Origin of the sequence: Pseudomonas sp. Irchel 3A18, assembly GCF_900187465.1 — a bacterium.
In the GTDB taxonomy this organism is placed as follows: domain Bacteria; phylum Pseudomonadota; class Gammaproteobacteria; order Pseudomonadales; family Pseudomonadaceae; genus Aquipseudomonas; species Aquipseudomonas cichorii.
Window position 1 is genome coordinate 100,793 of the sequence record NZ_FYDI01000005.1, and the last position, 22,935, is coordinate 123,727.

Below are 22,935 nucleotides of genomic sequence, written 5' to 3' on the forward strand. Positions count from 1 at the left end.
CCGAACGAGGGCGGATGCCTAGGGCTTTTTTGGCCAGCTCGGCACTTCGCGGCGCGCACCGGTGGGCACAGGCCGGGCAGGCAATTCCCCCCAGTTGCCCTGCCCGTTCTGAGGCTGAGGTTCCTGAGGTGTGCCCTGGCTGGGCGCTGGCGGTTCGGGATTCTGTGCCGAGGGCGCAGGATCGCGACGCCGATGACGCAAGGCAAACTCGGCCACCGCGTCGATATCCTGCTCTTCGATCTCACTGGCACCACGCCATGCAGCATGGGCTCGCGCAGCACGCAGCCAGACCAGATCAGCGCGCATGCCATCGACACCTGCCGCAAAACAGCGCTCCGTCACAAGCCCCAGCGAACGATCATCAAGCTCGATGGCAGACAACAGCGCACGGGCCTGCTCGCAACGTTGCTGCAAAGCCTGCTGCTGACCTTGCCACGCCAGACAAAAAGCCTGGGGGTCGGCATCGAAATCCAGACGACGGCGGATGATCTGGCTGCGCTCGGTCGGCAACGTCTGCCCACTCAGGGCCACATTCAAACCGAAACGGTCCAGCAGTTGCGGACGCAACTCGCCCTCTTCAGGATTCATGGTGCCGATCAGCACGAAGCGCGCCGCATGACGGTGGGAAATGCCATCGCGCTCCACCAGATTGGTGCCACTGGCAGCAACATCCAGCAGCAGATCTACCAGATGATCGGCCAGCAGGTTGACCTCATCCACATACAGCACGCCACCGTCTGCCTTGGCCAGTACGCCGGGGGAAAACTGCGCACGACCTTCGGACAGCGCCGCATCCAGATCCAGGGTGCCGACCAGCCGCTCTTCGGTAGCGCCCAACGGCAAGGTGACAAACTGACCGCTGGCCAGCAAGTCCGCCAGCCCACGGGCCAGGGTCGACTTGGCCATGCCACGCGGCCCTTCGATCAGTACACCGCCGATTTTCGGGTCGATGGCCGTCAGGCACAGCGCCAGCTTCAAGTCCTCGGCGCCGACCACTGCTGCCAGGGGAAAATGCGGGGTATCGGTCATGCTTGTCATCAGCTCTCTTCTATGTCCAGCAACAGGTCTTCCAGCGCTTCACGATAGTCACCCGGCTCCTGCCAGAGGCCGCGCTGCTGGGCTTCGAGCATACGCTCGGTCATGTCGCGCAGGGCATCGGGGTTGTGCTCGCGGATGAAGTCGCGGGTCGACGGATCAAGCAGGTAGGCATCGGCCAGCAGTGCATATTGGTGGTCGTCGATCAGTTCAGTGGTGGCATCGAACGCAAACAGAAAGTCCACGGTCGCAGCCATTTCGAACGCACCTTTATAGCCATGACGCTTGACGCCTTCGATCCACTTCGGATTGGCCGCACGACTGCGGACCACCCGGTTCAGTTCTTCCTTGAGGGTGCGAATCCTGGGTAGATCCGGCTGGCTGTTGTCGCCATGGTAACTGGCGGTTTTCTGGCCGCTCAGGCTTTCGGCGGCCGCCAGCATGCCACCCTGAAACTGGTAGTAATCGTTGGAATCCAGCAGGTCATGCTCGCGGTTATCCTGATTCTGCAACACCGCCTGAACCTGCGTCAGCCGATGCGCGAACTGCTGGCGAGCCGGCGTGCCTTCATCAGCCGCGCCGTAGGCATAGCCGCCCCAGTTCAGATAGACCTCGGCCAGATCGTCGCGGCTCTGCCACAGACGTCCGTCGATGGCACCCTGCACACCCGCGCCATAGGCGCCGGGCTTGGCGCCGAAAATGCGCCAACCCGCCTGACGCGCCGCTTCGTCTTCGCTCAGCCCGGACTCCTGAAAGCTGCGGCGCTCTTCACGGACACGGGCCGCCAGCGGATTCTGATCGTCCGGCTCATCCAGAGCAGCAACGGCCTGCACAGCGGCATCAAACAGGCGGATCAGGTTGGCAAAGGCATCACGGAAGAACCCGGATACTCGCAAGGTCACATCCACACGAGGCCGGTCCAGCAGGCTCAGGGGCAGAATCTCGAAATCATCGACCCGCTGGCTACCCGTCGCCCAGACCGGACGCACGCCCATCAGGGCCATGGCCTGGGCAATATCGTCGCCACCGGTGCGCATGGTGGCCGTGCCCCAGACCGACAGGCCGAGCTGGCGCAAGTGGTCGCCATGATCCTGAAGATGGCGCTCCAGCAACAGGTTGGCCGATTGAAAACCGATTCGCCAGGCCGTGGTAGTCGGCAGGTTGCGCACATCCACGGTAAAGAAGTTGCGGCCCGTGGGCAGCACGTCCAGCCGCCCGCGACTCGGCGCACCGCTCGGGCCGGCTGGCACGAATCGGCCACTCAGGGCATCCAGCAGACCGCGCATCTCTTCGGGACCGCAGGCATCCAGACGCGGGGCGACCACATTGCGAAGGCTTTCGAGAACCAGTGTCAGTTCAGGATGATCCGGCAGATCGTCAATCGCCTCTTCGTTCACGATGCGTTCGATCAGAATCGCGGCATACAGCTCAAGCCGCTCCCGGGTATCGCCCGTGGTGCGCCATGGGTCGTCACTCACTACCAGCAAGACGGACGGACGCGGACCGTTCCAGGGCTCGGCCAGCTCGCAATCCAGCGGGTCGAAATCCAGCGCCAGAGCCTTGGCCAGCACCCGCAGCACACTCGACTGCGCACCACGGCCATCGCCACGGGGAATGCGCAGCAGTGCCAGCAGCGTGTCGATACGCAGACGGCCTTGGGGGGATTGACCGAAAACATGCAGGCCATCGCGGATCTGCGACTCCTTCAAGTCACACAGATAGGTGTCCAGACGCGGCAGCCAGATTGCGGCGTCGGCGTCGCTGTCGATGGCGTCGTCCAGCGCCAGTTCACGGTCAATACGGGTTTCACGCACCAGCTTGAGAATGTCCCGTTGCAGTTCCTGCGCCCGGCGCGGGTCGAGCAGTTGCGCCTCGTAGTATTCGTCAGCCAGCCGCTCAAGATTGCGCAGCGGGCCGTAGGTTTCGGCACGGGTCAGGGGCGGCATCAGGTGGTCGATGATGACCGCCTGGGTACGGCGCTTGGCCTGGGCACCCTCGCCTGGATCGTTGACGATAAACGGGTAGATATTCGGCATCGCGCCCAGCACTGCATCAGGCCAGCAGTCTTGAGACAGACCGACGCCCTTGCCCGGCAGCCACTCCAGGTTGCCATGCTTGCCCACATGCAGCACCGCATGAGCGCCATACGCCTTGCGCAGCCAGAAGTAGAACGCGAGATAACCGTGAGGCGGCACCAGATCGGGGTCGTGATAGACCGCACTGGGGTCCACCTGATAACCACGGGCAGGCTGAATGCCGACAAAGGTCAGGCTAAAGCGGATACCGGCAATCATCATCCGCCCGCTGCGGAACATCGGGTCGTTCTGTGGCGCGCCCCAGCGTGCATTTACCGCATCGCGACTGGCCTGGGGCAAGTCATCGAAGGCATCAAGGTACTCGTCCAGCGCCATGCTTTGCTGGCAAGGACGCAGGTCGATGCTGTCCAGATCGTTGGTGACGCCACCCAGCAATTGCTGAATCAGCGCGGTGCCGCTTTCGGGCAACGGTGCCAGCGGATAGCCCTCGTCCTGCATGGCGCGCAGTATATTCAGCGCCGCTGCAGGTGTGTCGAGCCCTACCCCGTTGCCGATCCGGCCATCGCGGGTCGGGTAGTTGGCCAGGATCAGCGCTACCCGCTTGCTGGCATTGGGCAGTAGCGCCAGTTCGATCCAGCGTCGTGCCAGTTGCGCGACGAAGTCCATGCGCTCGGGATGGGCGCGATAGCACACCACGTCCGACTGGCTGCGCTCGCTGCGCCAAGCCAGATCCTTGAAGCTGATGGGCCGGCTGATGATCCGCCCGTCCAGTTCCGGCAAGGCAATGTGCATCGCCAGATCCCGCGCCCCAAGACCTTGCTCGCTGGCCTGCCAGGCGGGCTGGTTGTCCTGAGCGCAGATGGCCTGGATCACGGGCACATTGCGGCGAAACGGTCGCAGATGCGGCGCTTCCGGGCTGGACTGGGCAAAGCCCGTGGTATTGAGGATCAGCCCGGCTTCGACTTCATCCAGCCAGTCCTCGACCATGGTCAGGCAACCCGGCTCCTTGAGACTGGCCAGCGCAATCGGCAAGGGATTGAGCCCTTGAGCCTGCAAGCGCTCGCAGAACACATCGATGAAACCGGTATTGGCCGCCTGCAAGTGGGAGCGGTAGAACAGCAGCGCAACCACCGGATGCCCCGGTATCCAGTCTGCCTGCCAGTCCGGCAGCGTGGCCGTCGCTTTGCGCGGATGATAGATGGCCGTGCGTGGCAGTGGCTGAGGCTCGGCCCATGGGTAATCGCGCTCAAGCCAGCTGCTGGCCATGCAACGATAAAGATCCAGCGCATTCTGCAAGCCGCCCTGGCGCAAGAACTGCCATAGCCGGTCACGCTCCTCGGCAGGCACAGTGCTCAGATCGCTCAGCTCTGGATCGGGACGATCATCCCCCGGCACCAGAATCACCTGCACACCACGAGCTGCCAGCTCCATCAAGCGCTCGACACCGTAGCGCCAGTAGCCAATGCCGCCATGCAGGGAAATCAGAATGACCCTGGCGTGGCGCAACACCTCATCGACGTACAAGTCCACCGAGGCGTGATTCTGCACCTGCATCGGATTGGCCAGACGCAGGCTCGGGTAGTCGTCGGGCAGTTGCTGAGCGGCTTCGGCCAGTAACGCCAGGCTCGAATCGCCGCTGCAGAGAATCACCAGCTCGGCCGGCGTCTGTCCCAGGTCGGCAATGCTGTCGTCGGGTACGAAACCGCCCGGCTGGGTTCTCAGTAAATGCATGGATCAGCCAGCAATCGCAGCATTGAGTTGCGCTTCCAGCGCCACGGCATCCAGCTCCTGGCCGATCAGCACCAGATTGGTGATGCGCTCCTCATCGGCACGCCAGGCGCGGTCGAAATGCTTGTCGAAGCGTGTGCCCACGCCCTGGATCAGCAGGCGCATCGGCTTGCCTGGAATCGCGGCGAAACCTTTGACCCGCAGAATGCCGTGCTTGACCACCAGTTGCGTCAGGGCATCGAGCAGCACGCTTTCGTCGGCCTGTGGCAGTTTGATGGAAATCGAATCGAAAGCATCGTGATCGTGGTCGTCATGATCTTCATCGTCGTGATGGTCATGGTGAGTCTTGCGACCATCGATGTGCAGTTCCGACTCGGCACCGATGCCCAGCAACACGTTGATTGGCAGACGGCCACTGCTGGCTTCGATGACCTTGACCGCTGGCGGCAGTTCTTCGGCGACTTCGGCACGTACCGCCGCCAGGCCTTCGGCGTCGATCATGTCGGCCTTGTTGAGGATCACCAGATCAGCGCTGGCCAGCTGGTCAGCGAACAGTTCATGTAGCGGGGATTCGTGGTCAAGGTTCGGGTCGAGCTTGCGCTGGGCGTCCACTTGATCCGGGAAAGCCGCGAAAGTACCTGCTGCAACGGCCGGGCTGTCGACCACTGTTATGACCGCATCGACGGTGCAGGCGTTGCGGATTTCCGGCCACTGGAAAGCCTGGACCAGCGGTTTTGGCAACGCCAGACCCGAGGTTTCGATAAGGATGTGGTCCAGGTCGGCGCGACGCGACACCAGTTCGCGCATCACCGGGAAGAACTCTTCCTGCACCGTGCAGCACAGGCAACCGTTGGCCAGCTCATACACCCGGCCAACAGCTTCCTCTTCGCTGCAACCGATGGTGCATTGCTTGAGGATTTCGCCGTCGATGCCCAGCTCGCCGAACTCGTTGACGATCACCGCGATACGACGCCCTTCGGCGTTATCGAGCATGTGCCGCAACAAGGTGGTTTTACCCGAGCCCAGGAAGCCGGTAACGATGGTGACGGGAAGTTTGGCCAGTGTTTTCATCGGATGCCCTTTGGCAATACGGCGGGCAAGCAGGACGAGATCCGTGCACTGCGCACGGATCGATTCGCCACCGGATCACCCCGCCCGGTTGTAGTGAGAATTCGTGGGCCTGTGGCCCGGTTCGAGGCAGGTCTCCTGGCTTACGGCGGCGTGTCGGCAGGACAGGCATTCATCGCGCCTTCCCGCTCGCGCAGTGGCCATGCAATGAAATCACCGTTTACAGTTGCGGGGGCAGCTGCGGCTTGAACCGCATTCCCGTCTTAGCCCGACCTTTTGCACAAGGTCGAGAACCTCAAGTGCGCAAGGCTACGCAGAGGTCGAAGGCAGGTCAATCGTTCAGATTGACGTTCACGGGCCGCCATGCTCTCCTACACAACTTGTTACGGGTGCCCCTCACGGGGTGAAACGGGAAACCGGTGCGCTCATTTGTCCATGAGTCAGTCCGGTGCTGCCCCCGCAACGGTAAGCGAGAGAGGATCAGAACCACTGTGCCACGGCATGGGAAGGTGATCCTGAAGGCGTCGAGGCTGAATATCGACACCCCTCGCGAGCCCGGAGACCGGCCCGATACTGACTCAATGACACACCCGCGGTGGGCGGGCGCAGTTGAAGCCTTCTGACCTCCGTCAGCAGGTTCCTGTGCGCATGCCCGCCTGTCGAAACCAGAGGGAAGCGCCATGTCCACCATCAGCAGCAGCCAGTCGAGCACCACCACGTCCACCCAGGCCCAACGCCTGACCGCCGCCATCAGCGCTGCGATTCTGGGCGCCTGCCTGGTGTACTTCGCCGGTTTCTCGCACATTGCCGCCGTTCACAACGCGGCCCACGACACCCGCCACAGCGCCGCCTTCCCTTGCCATTGAGACCTGACGCCATGTTCAAGCGAATCATTCAGACGGCAGGTTTCAGCGGTCTGCTGGCGGCATTGCTGCTGACCCTGCTGCAAAGCTTTTGGGTTTCGCCCCTGATTCTTCAGGCCGAAACCTTTGAAAAGGCACCCGCCGAACACGTGCATGAACATGACCACGCCGATGCTTCCGCCGCAGGGCACAGCCACGACGAAGAAGCCTGGGAGCCGGAAGACGGCTGGCAGCGTATTCTCTCCACGACCGGCGGCAATCTGGTGGTCGCGGTAGGTTTTGCCTTGATGCTGGTGGCGCTCTACACGCTACGCGCACCGGGTCGCACCTCTCAGGGCGCATTGTGGGGGCTGGCCGGTTTTGCGGTCTTCGTCCTGGCGCCGACACTGGGCCTGCCACCGGAATTGCCGGGGACAGCGGCTGCCGACCTGAACCTGCGCCAGTACTGGTGGATCGGGACTGCGGCCTCAACGGCGGCGGGTCTGGCCTTGATCGCTTTCGGCCAGAACTGGCTGCTCAAGGTGCTGGGCGCGGCTATTTTGGTTGTGCCGCATCTGATTGGCGCGCCACAGCCATTGACTCATGAGAGCCTGGCTCCCGAAGCTCTGGAATCGCAGTTCATCCTGGCTTCGTTGCTGACCAACGCATTGTTCTGGGTCGCTCTGGGCCTGATCAGCGCCTGGCTGTTCCGTCGCAACAATGCCGACCTGCACGCCTGATCACGGCACCGGGCAATCCGGCCCTGCCCTTGTGGCAGGCCTGGGTTGCCAGCGCTGCTGCCCGGCAGCGAGCCTGCTGGAACTGATCGAAAGCAGCCTGAAAGCCCACGACCTGGAAATCGGGGCCATCACTGCCCTCGCCTCCATCGACCTCAAGCAGGACGAACCGGGCTTGCTGGAATTGGCCAAACAGCTGTCCGTTCCGCTGATATTCTTCAGCGCGTCACAACTGGCAGAATACGAACCGCAACTGACCCACCGCTCGCCAAAGGCGTTCCAGCACACGGGCTGTCACGGGGTTGCCGAAAGCGCAGCGCTGGCACTGGCCAGCCAATTGGGCAAAAGCCCGGTAACACTGGTGATCCAACGCCAGAAAAACGCCCGGGCAACCTTTGCCCTGGCAAGCAGTGTCGATAATACGCCGCTCATTAATACCGCTTGACTCAGGAGATTCCATTGACCGTCTTTTTCATCGGCGCAGGCCCTGGCGATCCGGACCTGATCACCGTCAAGGGGCAGCGACTGATCCATAGCTGTCCGGTCATCATTTATGCCGGTTCACTGGTGCCGGTGGCCGTACTGGATGGCAATCGTGCCGTTCAGGTGGTCAACAGTGCCGAGTTGCATCTGGAACAGATCATCTCCTTGATGAAATCCGCTCATGAACAGGGCCGGGATGTGGCCAGGGTGCACTCAGGCGACCCGAGCCTGTATGGCGCCATTGGCGAACAGATTCGCCGCCTGCGTGAGCTGGGCATTCCCTTTGAAATCATTCCCGGTGTAACGGCCACGGCTGCCTGCGCAGCCTTGCTGGGTACCGAACTGACGTTGCCGGACATTTCCCAAAGCGTGATCCTGACCCGCTACGCCGACAAGACGTCGATGCCGGCAGGCGAAGAACTGGCAAGCCTGGCCCAGCATCGGGCCACCATGGCCATTCACCTGGGGGTCAACAATCTGCAGAAAATCGTGGAAGAACTGACACCGCATTACGGGGCGGACTGCCCGATAGCCGTGGTCCATCGCGCAAGCTGGCCGGATCAGGACTGGGTGTTGGGCACCCTGGCCGACATTCACGACAAGGTGCAGGAGAAGGGATTCAAGCGTACGGCGCTGATTCTGGTCGGGCGTGTACTGGCTGACGATACGTTTGGCGAGTCATCGCTGTATCGCGCCGGGCATGCACATTTGTTCAGGCCTTGATGATGTTCGCGAATAAATTCGCTCCCACAGGGGGGGTGGGAGCGAATTTATTCGCGAAGAAAACAACTCAATAGTAAGCGTTTTCTTTCTGGGTATGGTCGGTCACATCACGCACACCCGACAGCTCAGGAATACGCTCCAGCAAGGTACGCTCGATACCTTCCTTCAAGGTGACATCGGCCTGACCGCAACCCTGGCAACCACCGCCGAACTGCAGGACGGCGATATTGCGCTCTTCTTCCTCGATCACGTCGATCAGGGTCACCTGACCGCCGTGGCTGGCGAGCCCCGGGTTGATCTCGGTTTGCAGGTAGTAGTTGATGCGCTCGTTGATCGGGCTGTCGGCATTGACCATCGGCACCTTGGCGTTTGGTGCCTTGATGGTCAACTGGCCACCCATGCGATCGGTGGCGTAATCGACCACGGCGTCATCCAGAAAGGCTTCGCTGAAACCATCGATCCAGGCCGTGAAGCTCTTGAGGCCAATGGCCTTGTCTTCAGGTTTTTCTTCGCCCGGCTTGCAGTAGGCAATGCAGGTTTCAGCGTACTGAGTGCCAGGCTGGGTGATAAACACGCGGATGCCGATACCTGGAGTGTTCTGCTTTTCCAGCAGATCGGCCAGATAATCGTGGGCAGCATCGGTAATAGTGATAGCGGTCATGAACGTTCCTCGCAGACTTGCCGGCAGTTTACGCCAATCGGATGCGCATACAAAGTCCTAGTATTTTTGTCAGGAAAGCGCAGCGGCGCCTCTTCCTTCCTGACGAGCATCCAGGCTGCGACGCATCCGCTGATACAAGCCCTTCTCGATCCACTCGTAACTGCACCATGCTCCGATGGCTATGATCGGCACGCAGAAGGCAAAGACCAGATACGGGTTCAAGGCAAAGCGCTGGGCCATGAGCAGGCCGCCGTAAAGCACCAGCACATGAAGCAGATAGACCGAATAGGAACAATCGCCCATGGTCTTGAGCAAACGGTTGCCGCGCAGGTAGGGTTCAAGGGAGATGGCGCAGAACACGATCAGTGCGCTTGGCAGCCCCCAGTTCAGCAGGCGCTGCTCGTTGGTCAGATGATGAATCACCAGCATGGCAGCCACTATCCCCGCCAATGGCATCCATAACCCTTCCTTGATCCAGCCACGGCGATAGAGCATGCCGATGCCGATCCCCAACAGGAACTCGTAGACAATGTCATTACCGTAGAACCGGCTGATCAGGCCGCTGCGAGCCAGAATTTCGGTCACGGCGAAAAGTGCTGCCGCGATGATCAAGGGCCGATGGCGCTGCTCGAACAGAAATACCATGGAGAAAAGCACGTAAAACAGCATCTCGTAGTTCAGGGTCCAGCCGACATTCAGCGTGGGATACAGGCCGTAACCGCCGGGGTTTTCCGAAGGAATGAAGAACAGCGAAAGCAGGAAGTTCTGCCAGCCAATCACCTGATGAGGCAACCAGGGAGCCGCAACCAGCAGCAACAACCCCATGGCGGCGGTGTACAGCCAGTAGGCAGGAACGATACGGATCAGACGGTGCAGGATGAAACGCCCGGCGGGCATGTCGCTGTTATGGGTCGAGAGGTAGATCACCAGCCCGCTGATGACAAAAAAGATATCGACGCCCACTGCGCCCTTTGAAACAAAGAATTCGCCAACGGGACCGCTGGCCTTGAAATCGAAAAAAATCTGCATGAAGTGATGACACACAACAACCCACGCGGCGAAAGCCCGTAAAGCCTGAACCGAAATCAACATCCACAAAACCTCTTGTCACCTGCCTTTTCAACCAAGCCCGACACTCGAAGGGAGCCGGACGCGCATGGGGTCGGACAGTGAGATGACAAAAAAGATCAGGAAAATCCTGCTTCGTTCAGGAAACAGTAGTGGCCGCAGGCCACGATTTACGTGACCTGCAACGACTCCTAGAGGTTTTCGTAGCGGTTCATATCCAGCACACCACCCTCTCGCGGCTCGGTCTCCTGAATATAGCGATTGATGTCGTGGAAGTAGGTCCAGAACAACGGATGAGTACGCCTGACGCCCCAGCGCTCCACGATTTTCTCAAACCCGGCCTGATCCTTGACCTGTTGCATGGCATCGACGAAAGCGGGTACTTCGCCAGCCGGTATGTTGAATATGAAGTTCGGATAGCTGCTGAGCACGCCCGGGTAAATGGTCAGGGTGTCCAGACCCGGTTGATAGCGATAGGACTCACCCAACAGGAAGGCCACGTTACTGTGGGCACGGTTGCGCAGCATGCTGTACATCATGCGTTTGCCACTGGCGTCTTCCACGCGCAACATGGTCGCTTCGGGCAACTGATCGATAACCTTGAGGCCCGCAGCAGGCCGTGAAACCAGTCGACTGAGGGATTGCTCTGCCTGAGCAAAAGCCGGACTGATGCCAGGCCGAGAGCAATAGGCGCCCTGGCAGCGGTTGATCGGATCCGGCGCGGCATTGAGCGTACCGGAGCGCTGAATCAACTGCCGGGCGAAGTCCTGACGAGGATGATGCCCGTCGAGCTTCAGGCCGCTGGCCGTATCGTCATCGATACGCTGGTAGTCCAGCCACATCTTGAACTTGCCGGAGTCCTGATACAGGTCGCCCAGCATCTTCTCGCGCTTGTCGGCCGGCATCAGGCGCAGGAAGTTGATTTCCGCACCATTGCGAATCAGGTCGAAATAAAGCCGGGTCTGGGCCTGATGGGAAATGTTGCCGTAAACGTCGAAGTTCACCGCGAGCTGGTAATAGGTGCGTTCCAGCAGCGGATAGTCAAATAACCACAGCGAATGCGGCACATCACCAATCAGCCCTTTGGTCACCGAGGCGCTGTCAAAATGGCGGAACACCGTCAGCAGCGAATTATCGTTGCCGGCCCACAGCGTCGACCAGCTCGGTGGCGTCATGCTGGCGTAGCTGTCACGGCGCAGGTCTTCATAGGCGTTGCGGCGGTCCCTGTAAGAAAGCCACAAGCTCAGAATACTGCCGACCTGATCGTTCTGGCCAGGCATTGCCAGCAGCGGCGTTGCCTGCCCGCGATACTGGGCATCGGTGATGTAGCGATCATGGCCCGGCTCCTGGAACAGCACCCAGAAATGATCACGGATCACGTCGGTCGCAATCTGGCCACGGCATACCGGCCCACGGATGAAGGTGCGCACAAAGTATTCAGCGTTATCGAGCATGAACTGATAACGCGCCTGTGCCGGAATCGCCTCGAAGGTCAGAAACGGATTGGCACGATGCCCCGGGCCGTAGCCCGGCATTGCATTCACGCTCCAGTTGGAGCTGTAAAACAGGTCCTTGACCCGTTTGAGCTTCTGCGGGCTCATCGGGTAAGTGATATGGGTCTTGTGAACGATGACGCCCTGTACAGGAATCAACCGGTAATAGAAGTCATTGCCCGGATCGTCGTTGGGACGCCGGGTAGCAATCAGATCCACAGGCTTGCCGCTTGGGGTGCGCGAGCGTACCCACTGAAAGAAGTGCCCGGTATCGCCGCCTTCAAAATAGACGTGGGCCAGAAACAGGTGTTCATAAAGCCAGCGACCCACCAGCGCTTCTCTGGAGCCCCGACGATTGAGCAAGGCTTCCCATTCGGCAATCTGCGCCGCTTCGGCGACATTGGGCATGATGGGCTGTTGCTCCACCGGCGCACCAGCAGCCAGCCAGCGTTGCAGGGTCTGATACTCGGCATCGCTCAGCCCGGCCACTGCCAGCGGCATGCCACCGGTGGGATGCGCCTGGGCATAGGCCGGGAACTCGCCCGGCAGCGGGCAGAGGTTTTCCCGGTTCAAACCCAGCACGATATCGTCGGGGATCTTGCTGTTGGGAGGCAATGGCGCACTGTGGCCCAACTCCAGCATGCGTGCCATCAGGGAAGCCTGGCTGCCTTGGGCATCGAGCACCGAATAGAAGTCCTTGCGCCGCCAGGCATCAGTGCCGCTGGCGTCGTAAAACAAACGGGTTGGCGTCATCGCAGCGCTGCGCTCGCCCTGATAGACCGGCGTCTTGTTGGCCCCGCGACTCATGCCTTCGCCGCTGCCCAGGTTCAACTGACAAGGGGCGTCGTTACAGGCATGGCAGGCCACGCACTTCTGGGTCAGGATCGGCTGGATATCCCGCACATAGGAAATATTCGGCACAGGTGATGCAGGCACCCCCTGAGCCTGGACAGCGCAGCACCACAACAGCAACACGAGACTTGGCAACGAGCGGTACGGCATATCCGGGGCCTTGAAAGGAAAAAACGCGCAATTCTACAGCGGATAGCGGGCGCCAACATGAGCTATTTTCATGCAAAGCCGCCACCAACACCAAAAGCGCTCCGGTTTGGTATTATCTCGACCTTTCTGTATCGACCTTTCCAAGGTAATCCCATGTCTGACCGCAGCGCCCGCCATCAAGCCTTTCTCAACGCTCTGAAACAGAGGATCCTGATCCTCGATGGCGGCATGGGCACCATGATCCAGAGCTACAGGCTCGAGGAAGAGGATTACCGTGGCAAACGCTTCGCCGACTGGCCAAGCGATGTCAAAGGCAACAACGATCTGCTGGTCCTGACACGTCCCGATGTCATCGGTGCCATCGAGAAGGCTTATCTGGATGCTGGCGCAGACATCCTGGAAACCAACACCTTCAACGCCACCCAGGTTTCCCAGGCCGATTACGGCATGGAAGCGCTGGTCTACGAGCTGAACGTAGAAGGTGCACGTCTGGCGCGCAAGGTCGCCGACGCAAAAACCCTCGAAACCCCGGACAGGCCACGCTTTGTCGCTGGCGTGCTCGGCCCGACCAGCCGCACCTGCTCGCTGTCGCCGGACGTGAACAACCCCGGCTACCGCAACGTGACCTTCGACGAACTGGTCGAAAACTACACCGAAGCCACTCGCGGCCTGATCGAAGGCGGCGCCGACCTGATCCTGATCGAAACCATCTTCGACACCCTCAACGCCAAGGCAGCGATCTTTGCCGTGCAAGGCGTCTTCGAGGAAATAGGCTTCGAGCTGCCGATCATGATTTCCGGCACCATCACCGATGCGTCGGGTCGCACCCTGTCGGGCCAGACCACCGAAGCCTTCTGGAACTCGATCAGCCACGCCAAGCCGATTTCCGTCGGCCTGAACTGCGCTCTGGGTGCCAGCGACCTGCGTCCTTATCTGCAGGAACTGTCCACCAAGGCCAACACCCACGTTTCCGCGCACCCGAACGCCGGACTGCCCAACGCCTTCGGCGAATACGACGAACTGCCCAGCCAGACAGCAAAAATCATCGAGGAATTCGCCCAGAGCGGCTTCCTGAACATCGTCGGCGGCTGCTGCGGCACCACGCCTGCGCACATCAAGGCAATTGCCGAAGCCGTATCGGGCTACGCGCCGCGCCAGATCCCGGATATTCCGAAGGCCTGCCGCCTGTCGGGCCTTGAGCCGTTCACCATCGATCGTCAGTCGCTGTTCGTCAACGTCGGCGAGCGCACTAACATCACCGGCTCCGCCCGCTTCGCCCGCCTGATCCGTGAAGACAACTACACCGAAGCCCTGGAAGTCGCCCTGCAGCAGGTCGAAGCCGGCGCTCAGGTGATCGACATCAACATGGACGAAGGGATGCTGGACTCGAAGAAGGCCATGGTGACCTTCCTCAACCTGATCGCAGGCGAGCCGGACATCTCCCGTGTGCCGATCATGATCGACTCCTCCAAGTGGGACGTGATCGAAGCCGGCCTCAAATGCATCCAGGGCAAGGGCATCGTCAACTCCATCAGCATGAAGGAAGGCGTCGAGCAGTTCATCCACCATGCAAAACTCTGCAAGCGCTATGGCGCGGCAGTGGTAGTCATGGCGTTCGACGAGGCCGGTCAGGCCGACACCGAAGCGCGCAAGAAGGAAATCTGCAAGCGCTCTTACGACATCCTGGTCAACGAAGTGGGCTTCCCGCCGGAAGACATCATCTTCGACCCGAACATCTTCGCCATCGCCACCGGCATCGAAGAACACAACAACTACGCCGTAGACTTCATCAACGCCTGTGCCTATATCCGTGACGAACTGCCCTACGCTCTGACGTCCGGCGGTGTTTCCAACGTATCGTTCTCGTTCCGCGGCAACAACCCGGTGCGCGAAGCGATTCACTCGGTGTTCCTGCTGCATGCGATCCGCAACGGCCTGAGCATGGGTATCGTCAACGCCGGCCAGCTGGAAATCTACGACCAGATCCCCACCGAGTTGCGCGACCGGGTCGAAGACGTGGTGCTCAATCGCACCCCCGAAGGCACCGATGCACTGCTGGCCATTGCCGACAGCTTCAAGGGCGACGGCAGCGTAAAAGAAGCCGAAACCGAAGAGTGGCGCACCTGGCCGGTGAACCAGCGCCTGGAACATGCGCTGGTCAAGGGCATCACGACCCATATCGTCGAAGACACCGAAGAGTCACGCCAGTCCTTCTCGCGCCCGATCGAAGTGATCGAAGGCCCGCTGATGTCCGGCATGAACGTGGTGGGCGATCTGTTCGGCTCCGGGAAAATGTTCCTGCCCCAGGTGGTGAAATCCGCCCGCGTGATGAAACAGGCCGTAGCGCACCTGATCCCGTTCATCGAACTGGAAAAAGGCGACAAGCCCGAAGCCAAGGGCAAGATCCTGATGGCCACGGTCAAGGGCGACGTGCACGACATCGGAAAGAACATCGTCGGCGTGGTACTGGGCTGCAACGGCTATGACATCGTTGACCTGGGCGTCATGGTGCCTGCCGAGAAGATCCTGCAAGTAGCCCGCGACGAGAAGTGCGACATCATCGGCCTGTCCGGCCTGATTACCCCGTCGCTGGATGAAATGGTCCATGTTGCCCGGGAAATGCAGCGCCAGGATTTCCACCTGCCCCTGATGATCGGCGGCGCCACCACTTCCAAGGCCCACACCGCCGTCAAGATCGAGCCCAAGTACAGCAATGACGCCGTGATCTATGTCACGGACGCCTCACGTGCCGTGGGTGTTGCCACCCAGTTACTGTCCAAGGAACTGAAAGCCGGCTTTATCGAAAAGACTCGCCGCGAGTACGTTGAAGTCCGCGAACGCACCTCGGCCCGCAGCGCTCGCACCGAACGCCTGAGCTATGGCGCGGCCGTGGCGAAAAAGCCGCAGTTCGACTGGAGCAGCTACGAGCCGGCCAAACCAACCTTCACCGGCACCCGCATTCTTGAAGATATCGACCTGGACGTGCTGGCCGAATACATCGACTGGACGCCATTCTTCATATCCTGGGACCTGGCCGGCAAATACCCGCGCATCCTCACCGACGAAGTGGTGGGTGAGGCTGCGACCACGCTGTTTGCCGATGCCCAGCAGATGCTGCGCAAGCTCATCGACGAGAAACTCATCAGCGCCCGTGCGGTATTCGGTTTCTGGCCTGCCAACCAGGTCAATGACGATGACCTGGAAGTCTACGGCGAAGACGGTCAGCCACTGGCGAAACTGCATCACCTGCGCCAGCAGATCATCAAGACCGATGGCAAACCGAACTTCTCCCTGGCCGACTTCGTGGCGCCCAAGGACAGCGGCATCACCGACTATGTAGGTGGCTTCATCACCACCGCAGGCATTGGTGCCGAAGAAGTGGCCAAGGCCTATCAGGACAACGGCGACGACTACAACTCGATCATGGTCAAGGCTTTGGCCGACCGCCTGGCCGAAGCCTGCGCCGAATGGCTGCACCAGCAGGTGCGCAAGGAATATTGGGGTTACGCCAAGGACGAGCACCTGGACAACGAAGCGCTCATCAAAGAGCAATACGTGGGTATCCGGCCTGCTCCTGGATATCCGGCCTGCCCGGATCACACCGAGAAAAGCACCCTGTTCGCCCTGCTCGACCCGCTGCCTGAAGGCACGCCGATCCATACTCCAGGCAAAAGCGGCGTGTTCCTCACCGAGCACTACGCCATGTTCCCGGCAGCCGCCGTCAGTGGCTGGTACTTCGCACACCCGCAGGCGCAATACTTCGCCGTGGGCAAGATCGACAAGGATCAGGTCGAAAGCTACACCGCTCGCAAAGGTCAGGACCTCAGCGTGACCGAGCGCTGGCTGGCGCCCAACCTGGGTTACGACGAGTAATTCGTCGCCTGCCGCCTTTCCATGGACGCATCGTCGCTCATGGAAAGGCGACGCTGGCTATGCTGCAAGTGACCCGATCACTCGAATGCCGGTCAGCGAGGGCTTATGGGCGATCCATCCGATGACTCGCCAAAAGACCAGGGCAAACCGCCAACCTTCTGGCAAATGCTGCACAGCATCATGGCGGCAGCCTTTGGCGTGCAAAGCAACAGGAATCGCCAGCGCGACTTCACCCACGGCAAGCCGGCCCACTTCCTGCTGCTGGGCCTGCTGTTTACGGTTTTCTTCGCCCTGACCCTGTTCGGTATCGTGCAACTGGTGCTTTATTTCGCCTCGGGATGAACCAGCGGCAGCATGTTTTTCAGGGCAAACGGCGAATCATCGCCCAGCGGCTCACGACTGAATGCCTGTTTGTCCAGGTAGTAGCGCTCGACTTTCGCCGCCTCCAGAAAACGCATGGCATCATGTCGCTCGACCAGCTCCAGCACGCGGACACAACGGTCGCCGATTCGCTTGCGGGTCTTTGCGTCAGCCATCTCATAGTCATTCAACAGAAGCATCGCCCAGCCGCCAATGGTGAAATGCCCTGTCGCTACCACGCTCAGATGACCACTCAACTGTGCCTGCAATGAAATCTTCGTGCCGTTAATGGCACTGAAAAGGATGTCCTTGCCCGGCTCCCCGCCACGCTCGCGCAAGGCGTCGATGGCACCGAAAGCCATCTGCTCGTTGGCAGACCAGATCAGGCGAATATCCGGGTAACGCTTGAGCAATACACGCGCCTGTTCCTGCGCCCGGTCCCGACGCCAGCCACCCAGCACGATCTGGCGCAGATGAACCTGAGGAAACTCGGTAAGCGCACGGCGCATTCCGCGCTCTCGCTCCAGGGAAACCGGCGTGGAGTTGGTTCCGGAAAACGCCAGCATCTCGATGGGCTTACCCGTGTTGAGCCCGGGATAAAGGCTGATCAGCCGCTTTGCCGTCAGATAGCCGCCCTCCTCGTCATTACCGATCAGGCTGCCAAGGAAATTGGGGTATCGCGTAGGAAGATCACCGAGAATCCGGACCTGATCCTCGGTCAGCGTGTTGTTGACGGCCAGCAGCTTGACGCCACTGCCCTCGGAAAGACGCAACACCTGAGGTGCCACGTTCAGCTCATTGGAAAACACCAGATAGTCGGGACGTTCGCCATTGCCCTGCAGCGCTTCTCGCGCCATGGACAGCAATTTCCGGGTATCGCGATCGGTGTACAACACCTTGAGCGACATGCCGGTTCCTTCGGCAGCCGACTGCATGACACGGGCATAGCTTTGCCAGTAGCCATCGTCCGCAAAGCCCGGGCTTAGAAAAACGACTGAAGCGGCCAGAAGCGAACCGCTCCATGTGCTGGCAAGAATGATCAGGCAGCGACAGATAAAACCATTCATATTCACAAAGCCTTGGAGCAACCAAGCAATGAATGGTTATCGGCCGTCCTCTGCAAATACTGGAGAACTGCGCAATCGACCTTCCAGAAAGTCAGGCGGCGGCTATTGCCCGCTGACCCAGAAAACAGCAGCGCCTACTACCAATAGAATGATGAAAGAAATAGCCCAGGCATCCACATGACTATCGGACCGGGTGGTCTTCGGGTGCTTGCTCATCGCATCGCCTCTTGTCGGTTTTATAGGTGATTGCATATGAAAAAATCAGGTCGCGCCCTCATCAGGCATCGATAGGCACTGAGTAAAGTCGATAATTTCCCACACGGCAAGCAAGGTCATAGGGCCAGCGGATTTTGCTTATCGCTTTTAACGATTTGCATATATATAAACATCACTTTTACCGATATCAGCAAACTGTTATCTTCGCCGCGCTCCGTAGGGAGTGCGCGACCGTGCGCGCAGAATTGTCTAGGTGGCGCAAGGCTTGGCAGCGAAGGCTGACTGTGTTGACAACAGTCGTGTTTGACGCAGCAGCCCTTGCTTCATTACGAAGCCTGAGAACAGGACCTATATGTACGTATACGACGAGTACGATCAGCGGATCATCGAGGACCGCGTCAAGCAGTTCCGTGACCAGACCCGACGCTATCTGGCGGGCGAACTGAGCGAAGAAGAGTTTCGACCGTTGCGCCTGCAAAACGGTCTTTATGTCCAGCGTTTCGCGCCGATGCTGCGCGTTGCCGTGCCTTACGGCCAACTGACGTCGCGCCAGACGCGCATGATGGCCAAGATAGCCCGGGATTATGACAAGGGCTATGCGCATATCAGTACCCGCCAGAACGTACAGTTCAACTGGCCAGCCCTGGAAGACGTGCCGGATATTCTGGCCGAACTGGCTACCGTGCAGATGCACGCCATCCAGACCAGCGGCAACTGCCTGCGCAACGTGACCACCGACCAGTTCGCCGGCGTTGCCGCCGACGAAGTGATCGACCCGCGCCCATGGTGTGAAATCGTTCGCCAGTGGACCACCTTCCACCCGGAATTCGCCTACCTGCCGCGCAAGTTCAAGATTGCGATCAACGGCTCGAAAAGCGACCGCGCCGCCATTGAAGTGCACGATATCGGCCTGGAGCCGGTATACAACGCTGCTGGCGAGCTGGGTTTCCGCGTGCTTGTCGGCGGTGGCCTTGGTCGTACTCCGGTGGTGGGTGCCTTCATCAACGAATTCCTGCCATGGCAGGATCTGTTGAGCTACCTGGACGCCATCCTGCGGGTCTACAACCGCTACGGTCGTCGCGACAACAAGTACAAGGCCCGGATCAAGATTCTGGTCAAGGCTCTCACGCCTGAAGTCTTCGCCCAGAAGGTCGACGCCGAAATGGCTCACCTGCGTGGCGGCCAGACCACTCTGACCGAAGCCGAAGTGCAGCGCGTTGCCAAGCACTTCGTCGATCCGCAGTACAAGGCGCTCAGCGACCAGCACGACGAGTTGGCTGCCCTGGACGCTCAACACCCGGGCTTCGCCCGCTGGCGTACCCGCAATGTCCTGGCCCATAAAAAGCCGGGCTACGTTGCCGTGACCCTGTCGCTCAAGCCAACCGGCGTTGCTCCTGGCGACCTGACCGACAAACAGCTGGACGCCGTTGCCGACCTGGCTGACCGCTACAGCTTCGGCCAACTGCGCACCTCTCACGAGCAGAACATCATTCTGGCCGACGTCGAGCAATCGGAGTTGTTCACTCTCTGGAACGAACTGCGTGAAGGCGGCTTCGCCACACCGAACATCGGCCTGCTGACCGACATCATCTGCTGCCCTGGCGGTGATTTCTGCTCACTGGCCAACGCCAAGTCGATCCCGATCGCCGAATCCATCCAGCGCCGCTTCGATGACCTGGACTACCTGTTCGATATCGGCGAACTGGACCTGAACATTTCCGGCTGCATGAACGCCTGTGGCCACCACCACGTCGGTCATATCGGCATTCTGGGCGTGGACAAGAAAGGCGAAGAGTTCTATCAGGTTTCCCTCGGCGGCAGTGCCAGCCGTGATGCAAGCCTGGGCAAGATCCTCGGCCCGTCCTTCGCTCAGGACGTGATGCCGGACGTGATCGAGAAGCTGATTGACGTCTACGTCGAGAAACGCACCGAAGACGAACGCTTCATCGACACCTATCAGCGTATTGGCATTGACCCTTTCAAGGAGCGCGTCTATGCAGCGAATCATTAAGAACAACGAAGTCATCGACGAAACCTGGCACATGCTGCCCAAGGAAACGACCTTTGACAGCCTGTCCAACTGCGATGACCTGATCGTCCCGCTGGCGTTGTGGCGCGAACATGGCCATGCACTCAAGGCTCGCGATGGCGGCCTGGGCGTATGGCTGGACAGCGATGAAGAAGCAGAGGAAATCGGCGAGCACGTCGACCAGTTTCAGGTCATTGCCCTGAACTTCCCGGCGTTCACCGATGGCCGTAGCTACTCCAATGCACGCCTGCTGCGTGATCGCTATGGCTACAAGGGCGAATTGCGGGCAATTGGCGATGTATTGCGCGACCAGTTGTTCTACCTGCGTCGCTGCGGCTTCGATGCTTTCGCCGTCCGCGCCGATAAAGACCCTTACGATGCCCTCGAAGGTCTCAAGGACTTCTCGGTAACCTACCAGGCTGCAACCGACGAGCCTCTGCCGCTGTTCCGTCGTCGCTGACGGGCAGGTTTCGCGAATGAATTCGCTCCTCCCGTGGGAGCGCATTCATTCGCGAAGGCATCACCAGAACCGCTGCCGGGTCAACCGACTCCACCAGCCGGTCACCAGTCGATCCACCGATGACTCAGCCGCCAGCCCTACCCGCTCCTGCAGGCTTTTGCGCTGGGCGTAGTTCAGGTGAAAGACCTCAGCTTCCTTGGCCCGGTCGGCCAGATACTGATCACTGGTCTGCAGCTCATCGACCAGCTGTTTCTCAATAGCCGCCATGCCCAGCCAGACTTCACCGGTGGCCACTTCATCGATGGACAACTGCGGGCGATAGCTGGCGACGAAGCCTTTGAACAGATCATGGGTGATGTCCAGGTCCTGCTGAAACTTCTCGCGGCCCTTCTCGGTGTTTTCGCCAAACACGGTCAGAGTGCGCTTGTACTCGCCTGCGGTCAGCACTTCAAAATCGATATCGTGCTTTTTCAGCAGACGGTTGACGTTGGGCAACTGCGCCACGACGCCGATGGAACCGAGGATCGCGAACGGTGCGCTGATGATCTTGTTGCCGATGCAAGCCATCATGTAACCGCCGCTGGCCGCGACCTTGTCGATGCAGATGGTCAGTGGAATCCCCGCCTGACGGATACGCGCCAGTTGCGATGAAGCCAGGCCATAGCTGTGAACCATGCCGCCGCCGCTTTCCAGGCGCAGGACCACTTCGTCCTTTTCAGTGGCCATGGTCAGCAATGCGGTGATTTCATGACGCATGCTTTCGGTGGCAGAAGCCTTGATGTCGCCATCGAAATCCAGCACGTAGACCCGTGGCTTGACCTCGGGCTCGGCCTGTTTCTTCTCTTTCTTCAGAGCCTTGGCCTGCTCTTTGCGCAAGGCCTTGAGGCGATCCTTATCCAGCAACGATTGTTCCAGATGCTCGCGCAGACCTTTGTAGAACTCGTTGAGCCTGGTGACGTGAAGCTGTCCTGCCGACTTGCGACGGCCTTTTCCACGTACTGACGCAATAGCCACCAGCACGATGACGATGGCAATGACCAGCGTAACCGTCTTGGCCAGAAAACTTGCGTAATCAGCGACAAAATCCACAGATGCTCCTCACTTGCGTTGCGCCCTTTCCAGTCAAGGGCTGCGATGACTCCAGCATACCGACGAGCCAGGAGGTTCACCAGCGCGCTACATATTGCAAATAGTTAAAACAGCAATTTCAAACGAGCGTATGTTTTTTCGTTGACAGGCCCCGGCCATCCCCCATAACCTCGCCGGACCTTCAACGTACCGAGACGACACGGACGTGGGCAGCATTTATCTGATACGACATGGCCAGGCTTCATTCGGTGCAGACGATTACGACGTGCTGTCGCCTGTCGGCATTCGCCAGGCTCAGGTACTGGGCGCGCATCTGGCACAGATGGGCCTGCGCCTGGACCGTTGCCTGTCCGGCAGTCTGCGGCGCCAGAAAGACACCGCGCAAAATGCCCTGGCACAACTGGCCGAGGCCGGTCTTGAACCGCCCGCACTGGAAATCGACAGCGCTTTCAATGAATTCGATGCCGAAGGTGTCGTGCGTGCCCTGATACCCGAGATGCTGCCCGATGAACCCGACGCCCTGCACATCCTGCGCAATGCCGGTCATAACCCGGCCGAGTTCCAGCGACTGTTTGCGCAGATCGTCAGCCGCTGGCTGGGCGGCAAACACGACACACCGGGCATGCAAAGCTGGCTGGCATTCGTCTCTGGCGTAAAGGCTGGCCTGGACAGAATCATCGAAACTGCCGGCAAACGTGAGCGCATCGCCGTGTTCACTTCCGGCGGCACCATTACGGCCTTGCTGCACCTTGTTACCGGAATGCCCGCACAGCAGGCATTCGAGCTTAACTGGCATATCGTCAACACCTCGCTGAACCGGCTGGAATTCAGTGGCAGCAAGGTGACCCTGGCTTCCTTCAACAGTGACACACACCTGCAACTGCTGAAGGTGCCGGAACTCATCACTTACCGCTGAGTCCGGCCAACCGCGCCCTGACCGGCGCCAGAACCAACCATAAAAGGAT

General features: G+C 59.9%; 17 protein-coding genes and 2 riboswitches. Of the genes, 9 read left to right on the forward strand and 8 right to left on the reverse strand.

All coding sequences use genetic code 11. From position 1 onward, the window contains the following. Positions 1–18: 18 nt before the first annotated feature. From CKW23_RS11430 to cobW, 3 genes are read right to left on the reverse strand one after another with little or no spacing between them, the layout of a single operon-like run. Complete coding sequence (locus tag CKW23_RS11430; protein WP_038400349.1) at positions 19–1,029, reverse strand: ATP-binding protein; 1,011 nt, start codon at positions 1,027–1,029, stop codon at positions 19–21. 8 nt (positions 1,030–1,037) lie between these two features. Next, positions 1,038–4,802 (reverse strand): cobaltochelatase subunit CobN, encoded by a 3,765-nt coding sequence (gene cobN, locus CKW23_RS11435; RefSeq protein ID WP_025259882.1) that lies wholly within the window; start codon positions 4,800–4,802, stop codon positions 1,038–1,040. Between the two features lie 3 nt (positions 4,803–4,805). After that, a complete protein-coding gene (gene cobW, locus CKW23_RS11440; protein ID WP_025259881.1) occupies positions 4,806–5,870 on the reverse strand; it encodes a cobalamin biosynthesis protein CobW in 1,065 nt (354 codons plus the stop codon). A gap of 107 nt (positions 5,871–5,977) precedes the next feature. Next, a riboswitch (cobalamin riboswitch) is annotated at positions 5,978–6,180 on the reverse strand. A 57-nt stretch (positions 6,181–6,237) separates the two neighbouring features. Continuing rightward, a riboswitch (cobalamin riboswitch) is annotated at positions 6,238–6,453 on the forward strand. Positions 6,454–6,547: 94 nt separating this feature from the next. On the opposite strand from cobW, the gene CKW23_RS11445 reads away from it, so the two are divergent. The 4 genes from CKW23_RS11445 to cobM are packed head-to-tail and all read left to right on the forward strand — an operon-like array spanning position 6,548 to position 8,652. Continuing rightward, the gene (locus CKW23_RS11445; protein ID WP_025259880.1) at positions 6,548–6,733 is read left to right on the forward strand and encodes a CbtB-domain containing protein; all 186 of its coding nucleotides are present in this window, start codon (positions 6,548–6,550) and stop codon (positions 6,731–6,733) included. 11 nt (positions 6,734–6,744) lie between these two features. Further along, on the forward strand, positions 6,745–7,449 hold the full coding sequence (locus CKW23_RS11450) for a CbtA family protein (protein ID WP_025259879.1): 705 nt from the start codon (positions 6,745–6,747) through the stop codon (positions 7,447–7,449). Further along, positions 7,430–7,891 carry a cobalamin biosynthesis protein gene (locus CKW23_RS11455; RefSeq protein WP_095067584.1) on the forward strand — a complete coding sequence of 154 codons (462 nt, stop codon included), beginning with the start codon at positions 7,430–7,432 and terminating at the stop codon, positions 7,889–7,891. Before CKW23_RS11450 ends, CKW23_RS11455 begins: the two co-directional genes overlap by 20 nt. 14 nt (positions 7,892–7,905) lie before the next feature. Beyond that, complete coding sequence (cobM, locus tag CKW23_RS11460; protein WP_095067585.1) at positions 7,906–8,652, forward strand: precorrin-4 C(11)-methyltransferase; 747 nt, start codon at positions 7,906–7,908, stop codon at positions 8,650–8,652. A gap of 67 nt (positions 8,653–8,719) precedes the next feature. Here the strand turns inward: cobM and nfuA are convergent, their stop codons facing one another. The 3 genes from nfuA to CKW23_RS11475 form a co-directional block, all read right to left on the reverse strand. Further along, a complete protein-coding gene (nfuA, locus tag CKW23_RS11465; protein ID WP_025259876.1) occupies positions 8,720–9,313 on the reverse strand; it encodes a Fe-S biogenesis protein NfuA in 594 nt (197 codons plus the stop codon). Positions 9,314–9,382: 69 nt separating this feature from the next. Beyond that, a complete protein-coding gene (locus CKW23_RS11470; protein WP_095067586.1) occupies positions 9,383–10,405 on the reverse strand; it encodes an acyltransferase in 1,023 nt (340 codons plus the stop codon). Positions 10,406–10,572: 167 nt separating this feature from the next. Then, on the reverse strand, positions 10,573–12,876 hold the full coding sequence (locus tag CKW23_RS11475; RefSeq protein WP_095067587.1) for a fatty acid cis/trans isomerase: 2,304 nt from the start codon (positions 12,874–12,876) through the stop codon (positions 10,573–10,575). Positions 12,877–13,029: 153 nt separating this feature from the next. On the opposite strand from CKW23_RS11475, the gene metH reads away from it, so the two are divergent. Further along, positions 13,030–16,749: a methionine synthase gene (metH, locus tag CKW23_RS11480; protein WP_025259873.1), complete on the forward strand. Its 3,720-nt coding sequence runs from the start codon at positions 13,030–13,032 to the stop codon at positions 16,747–16,749. Between the two features lie 105 nt (positions 16,750–16,854). Beyond that, positions 16,855–17,091, forward strand: a complete 237-nt coding sequence (locus tag CKW23_RS11485; protein ID WP_025259872.1) for a DUF2970 domain-containing protein — start codon at positions 16,855–16,857, stop codon at positions 17,089–17,091. Here the strand turns inward: CKW23_RS11485 and CKW23_RS11490 are convergent. Continuing rightward, on the reverse strand, positions 17,073–18,176 hold the full coding sequence (locus CKW23_RS11490; protein ID WP_038399820.1) for an ABC transporter substrate-binding protein: 1,104 nt from the start codon (positions 18,174–18,176) through the stop codon (positions 17,073–17,075). The two genes, CKW23_RS11485 and CKW23_RS11490, sit on opposite strands and share 19 nt — an antisense overlap. Before the next feature lie 568 nt (positions 18,177–18,744). Here CKW23_RS11490 and CKW23_RS11495 point away from each other — a divergent pair. Both CKW23_RS11495 and CKW23_RS11500 read left to right on the forward strand, forming a co-directional pair. Continuing rightward, positions 18,745–20,403 carry a nitrite/sulfite reductase gene (locus tag CKW23_RS11495; RefSeq protein WP_025259870.1) on the forward strand — a complete coding sequence of 553 codons (1,659 nt, stop codon included), beginning with the start codon at positions 18,745–18,747 and terminating at the stop codon, positions 20,401–20,403. Beyond that, positions 20,387–20,881 carry a DUF934 domain-containing protein gene (locus CKW23_RS11500; protein WP_025259869.1) on the forward strand — a complete coding sequence of 165 codons (495 nt, stop codon included), beginning with the start codon at positions 20,387–20,389 and terminating at the stop codon, positions 20,879–20,881. Before CKW23_RS11495 ends, CKW23_RS11500 begins: the two co-directional genes overlap by 17 nt. A gap of 60 nt (positions 20,882–20,941) precedes the next feature. Here the strand turns inward: CKW23_RS11500 and sohB are convergent, their stop codons facing one another. Next, positions 20,942–21,970, reverse strand: a complete 1,029-nt coding sequence (sohB, locus tag CKW23_RS11505) for a protease SohB (protein WP_025259868.1) — start codon at positions 21,968–21,970, stop codon at positions 20,942–20,944. A 205-nt stretch (positions 21,971–22,175) separates the two neighbouring features. On the opposite strand from sohB, the gene CKW23_RS11510 reads away from it, so the two are divergent. Further along, positions 22,176–22,886: a histidine phosphatase family protein gene (locus CKW23_RS11510; RefSeq protein WP_025259867.1), complete on the forward strand. Its 711-nt coding sequence runs from the start codon at positions 22,176–22,178 to the stop codon at positions 22,884–22,886. Positions 22,887–22,935 lie beyond the last annotated feature (49 nt).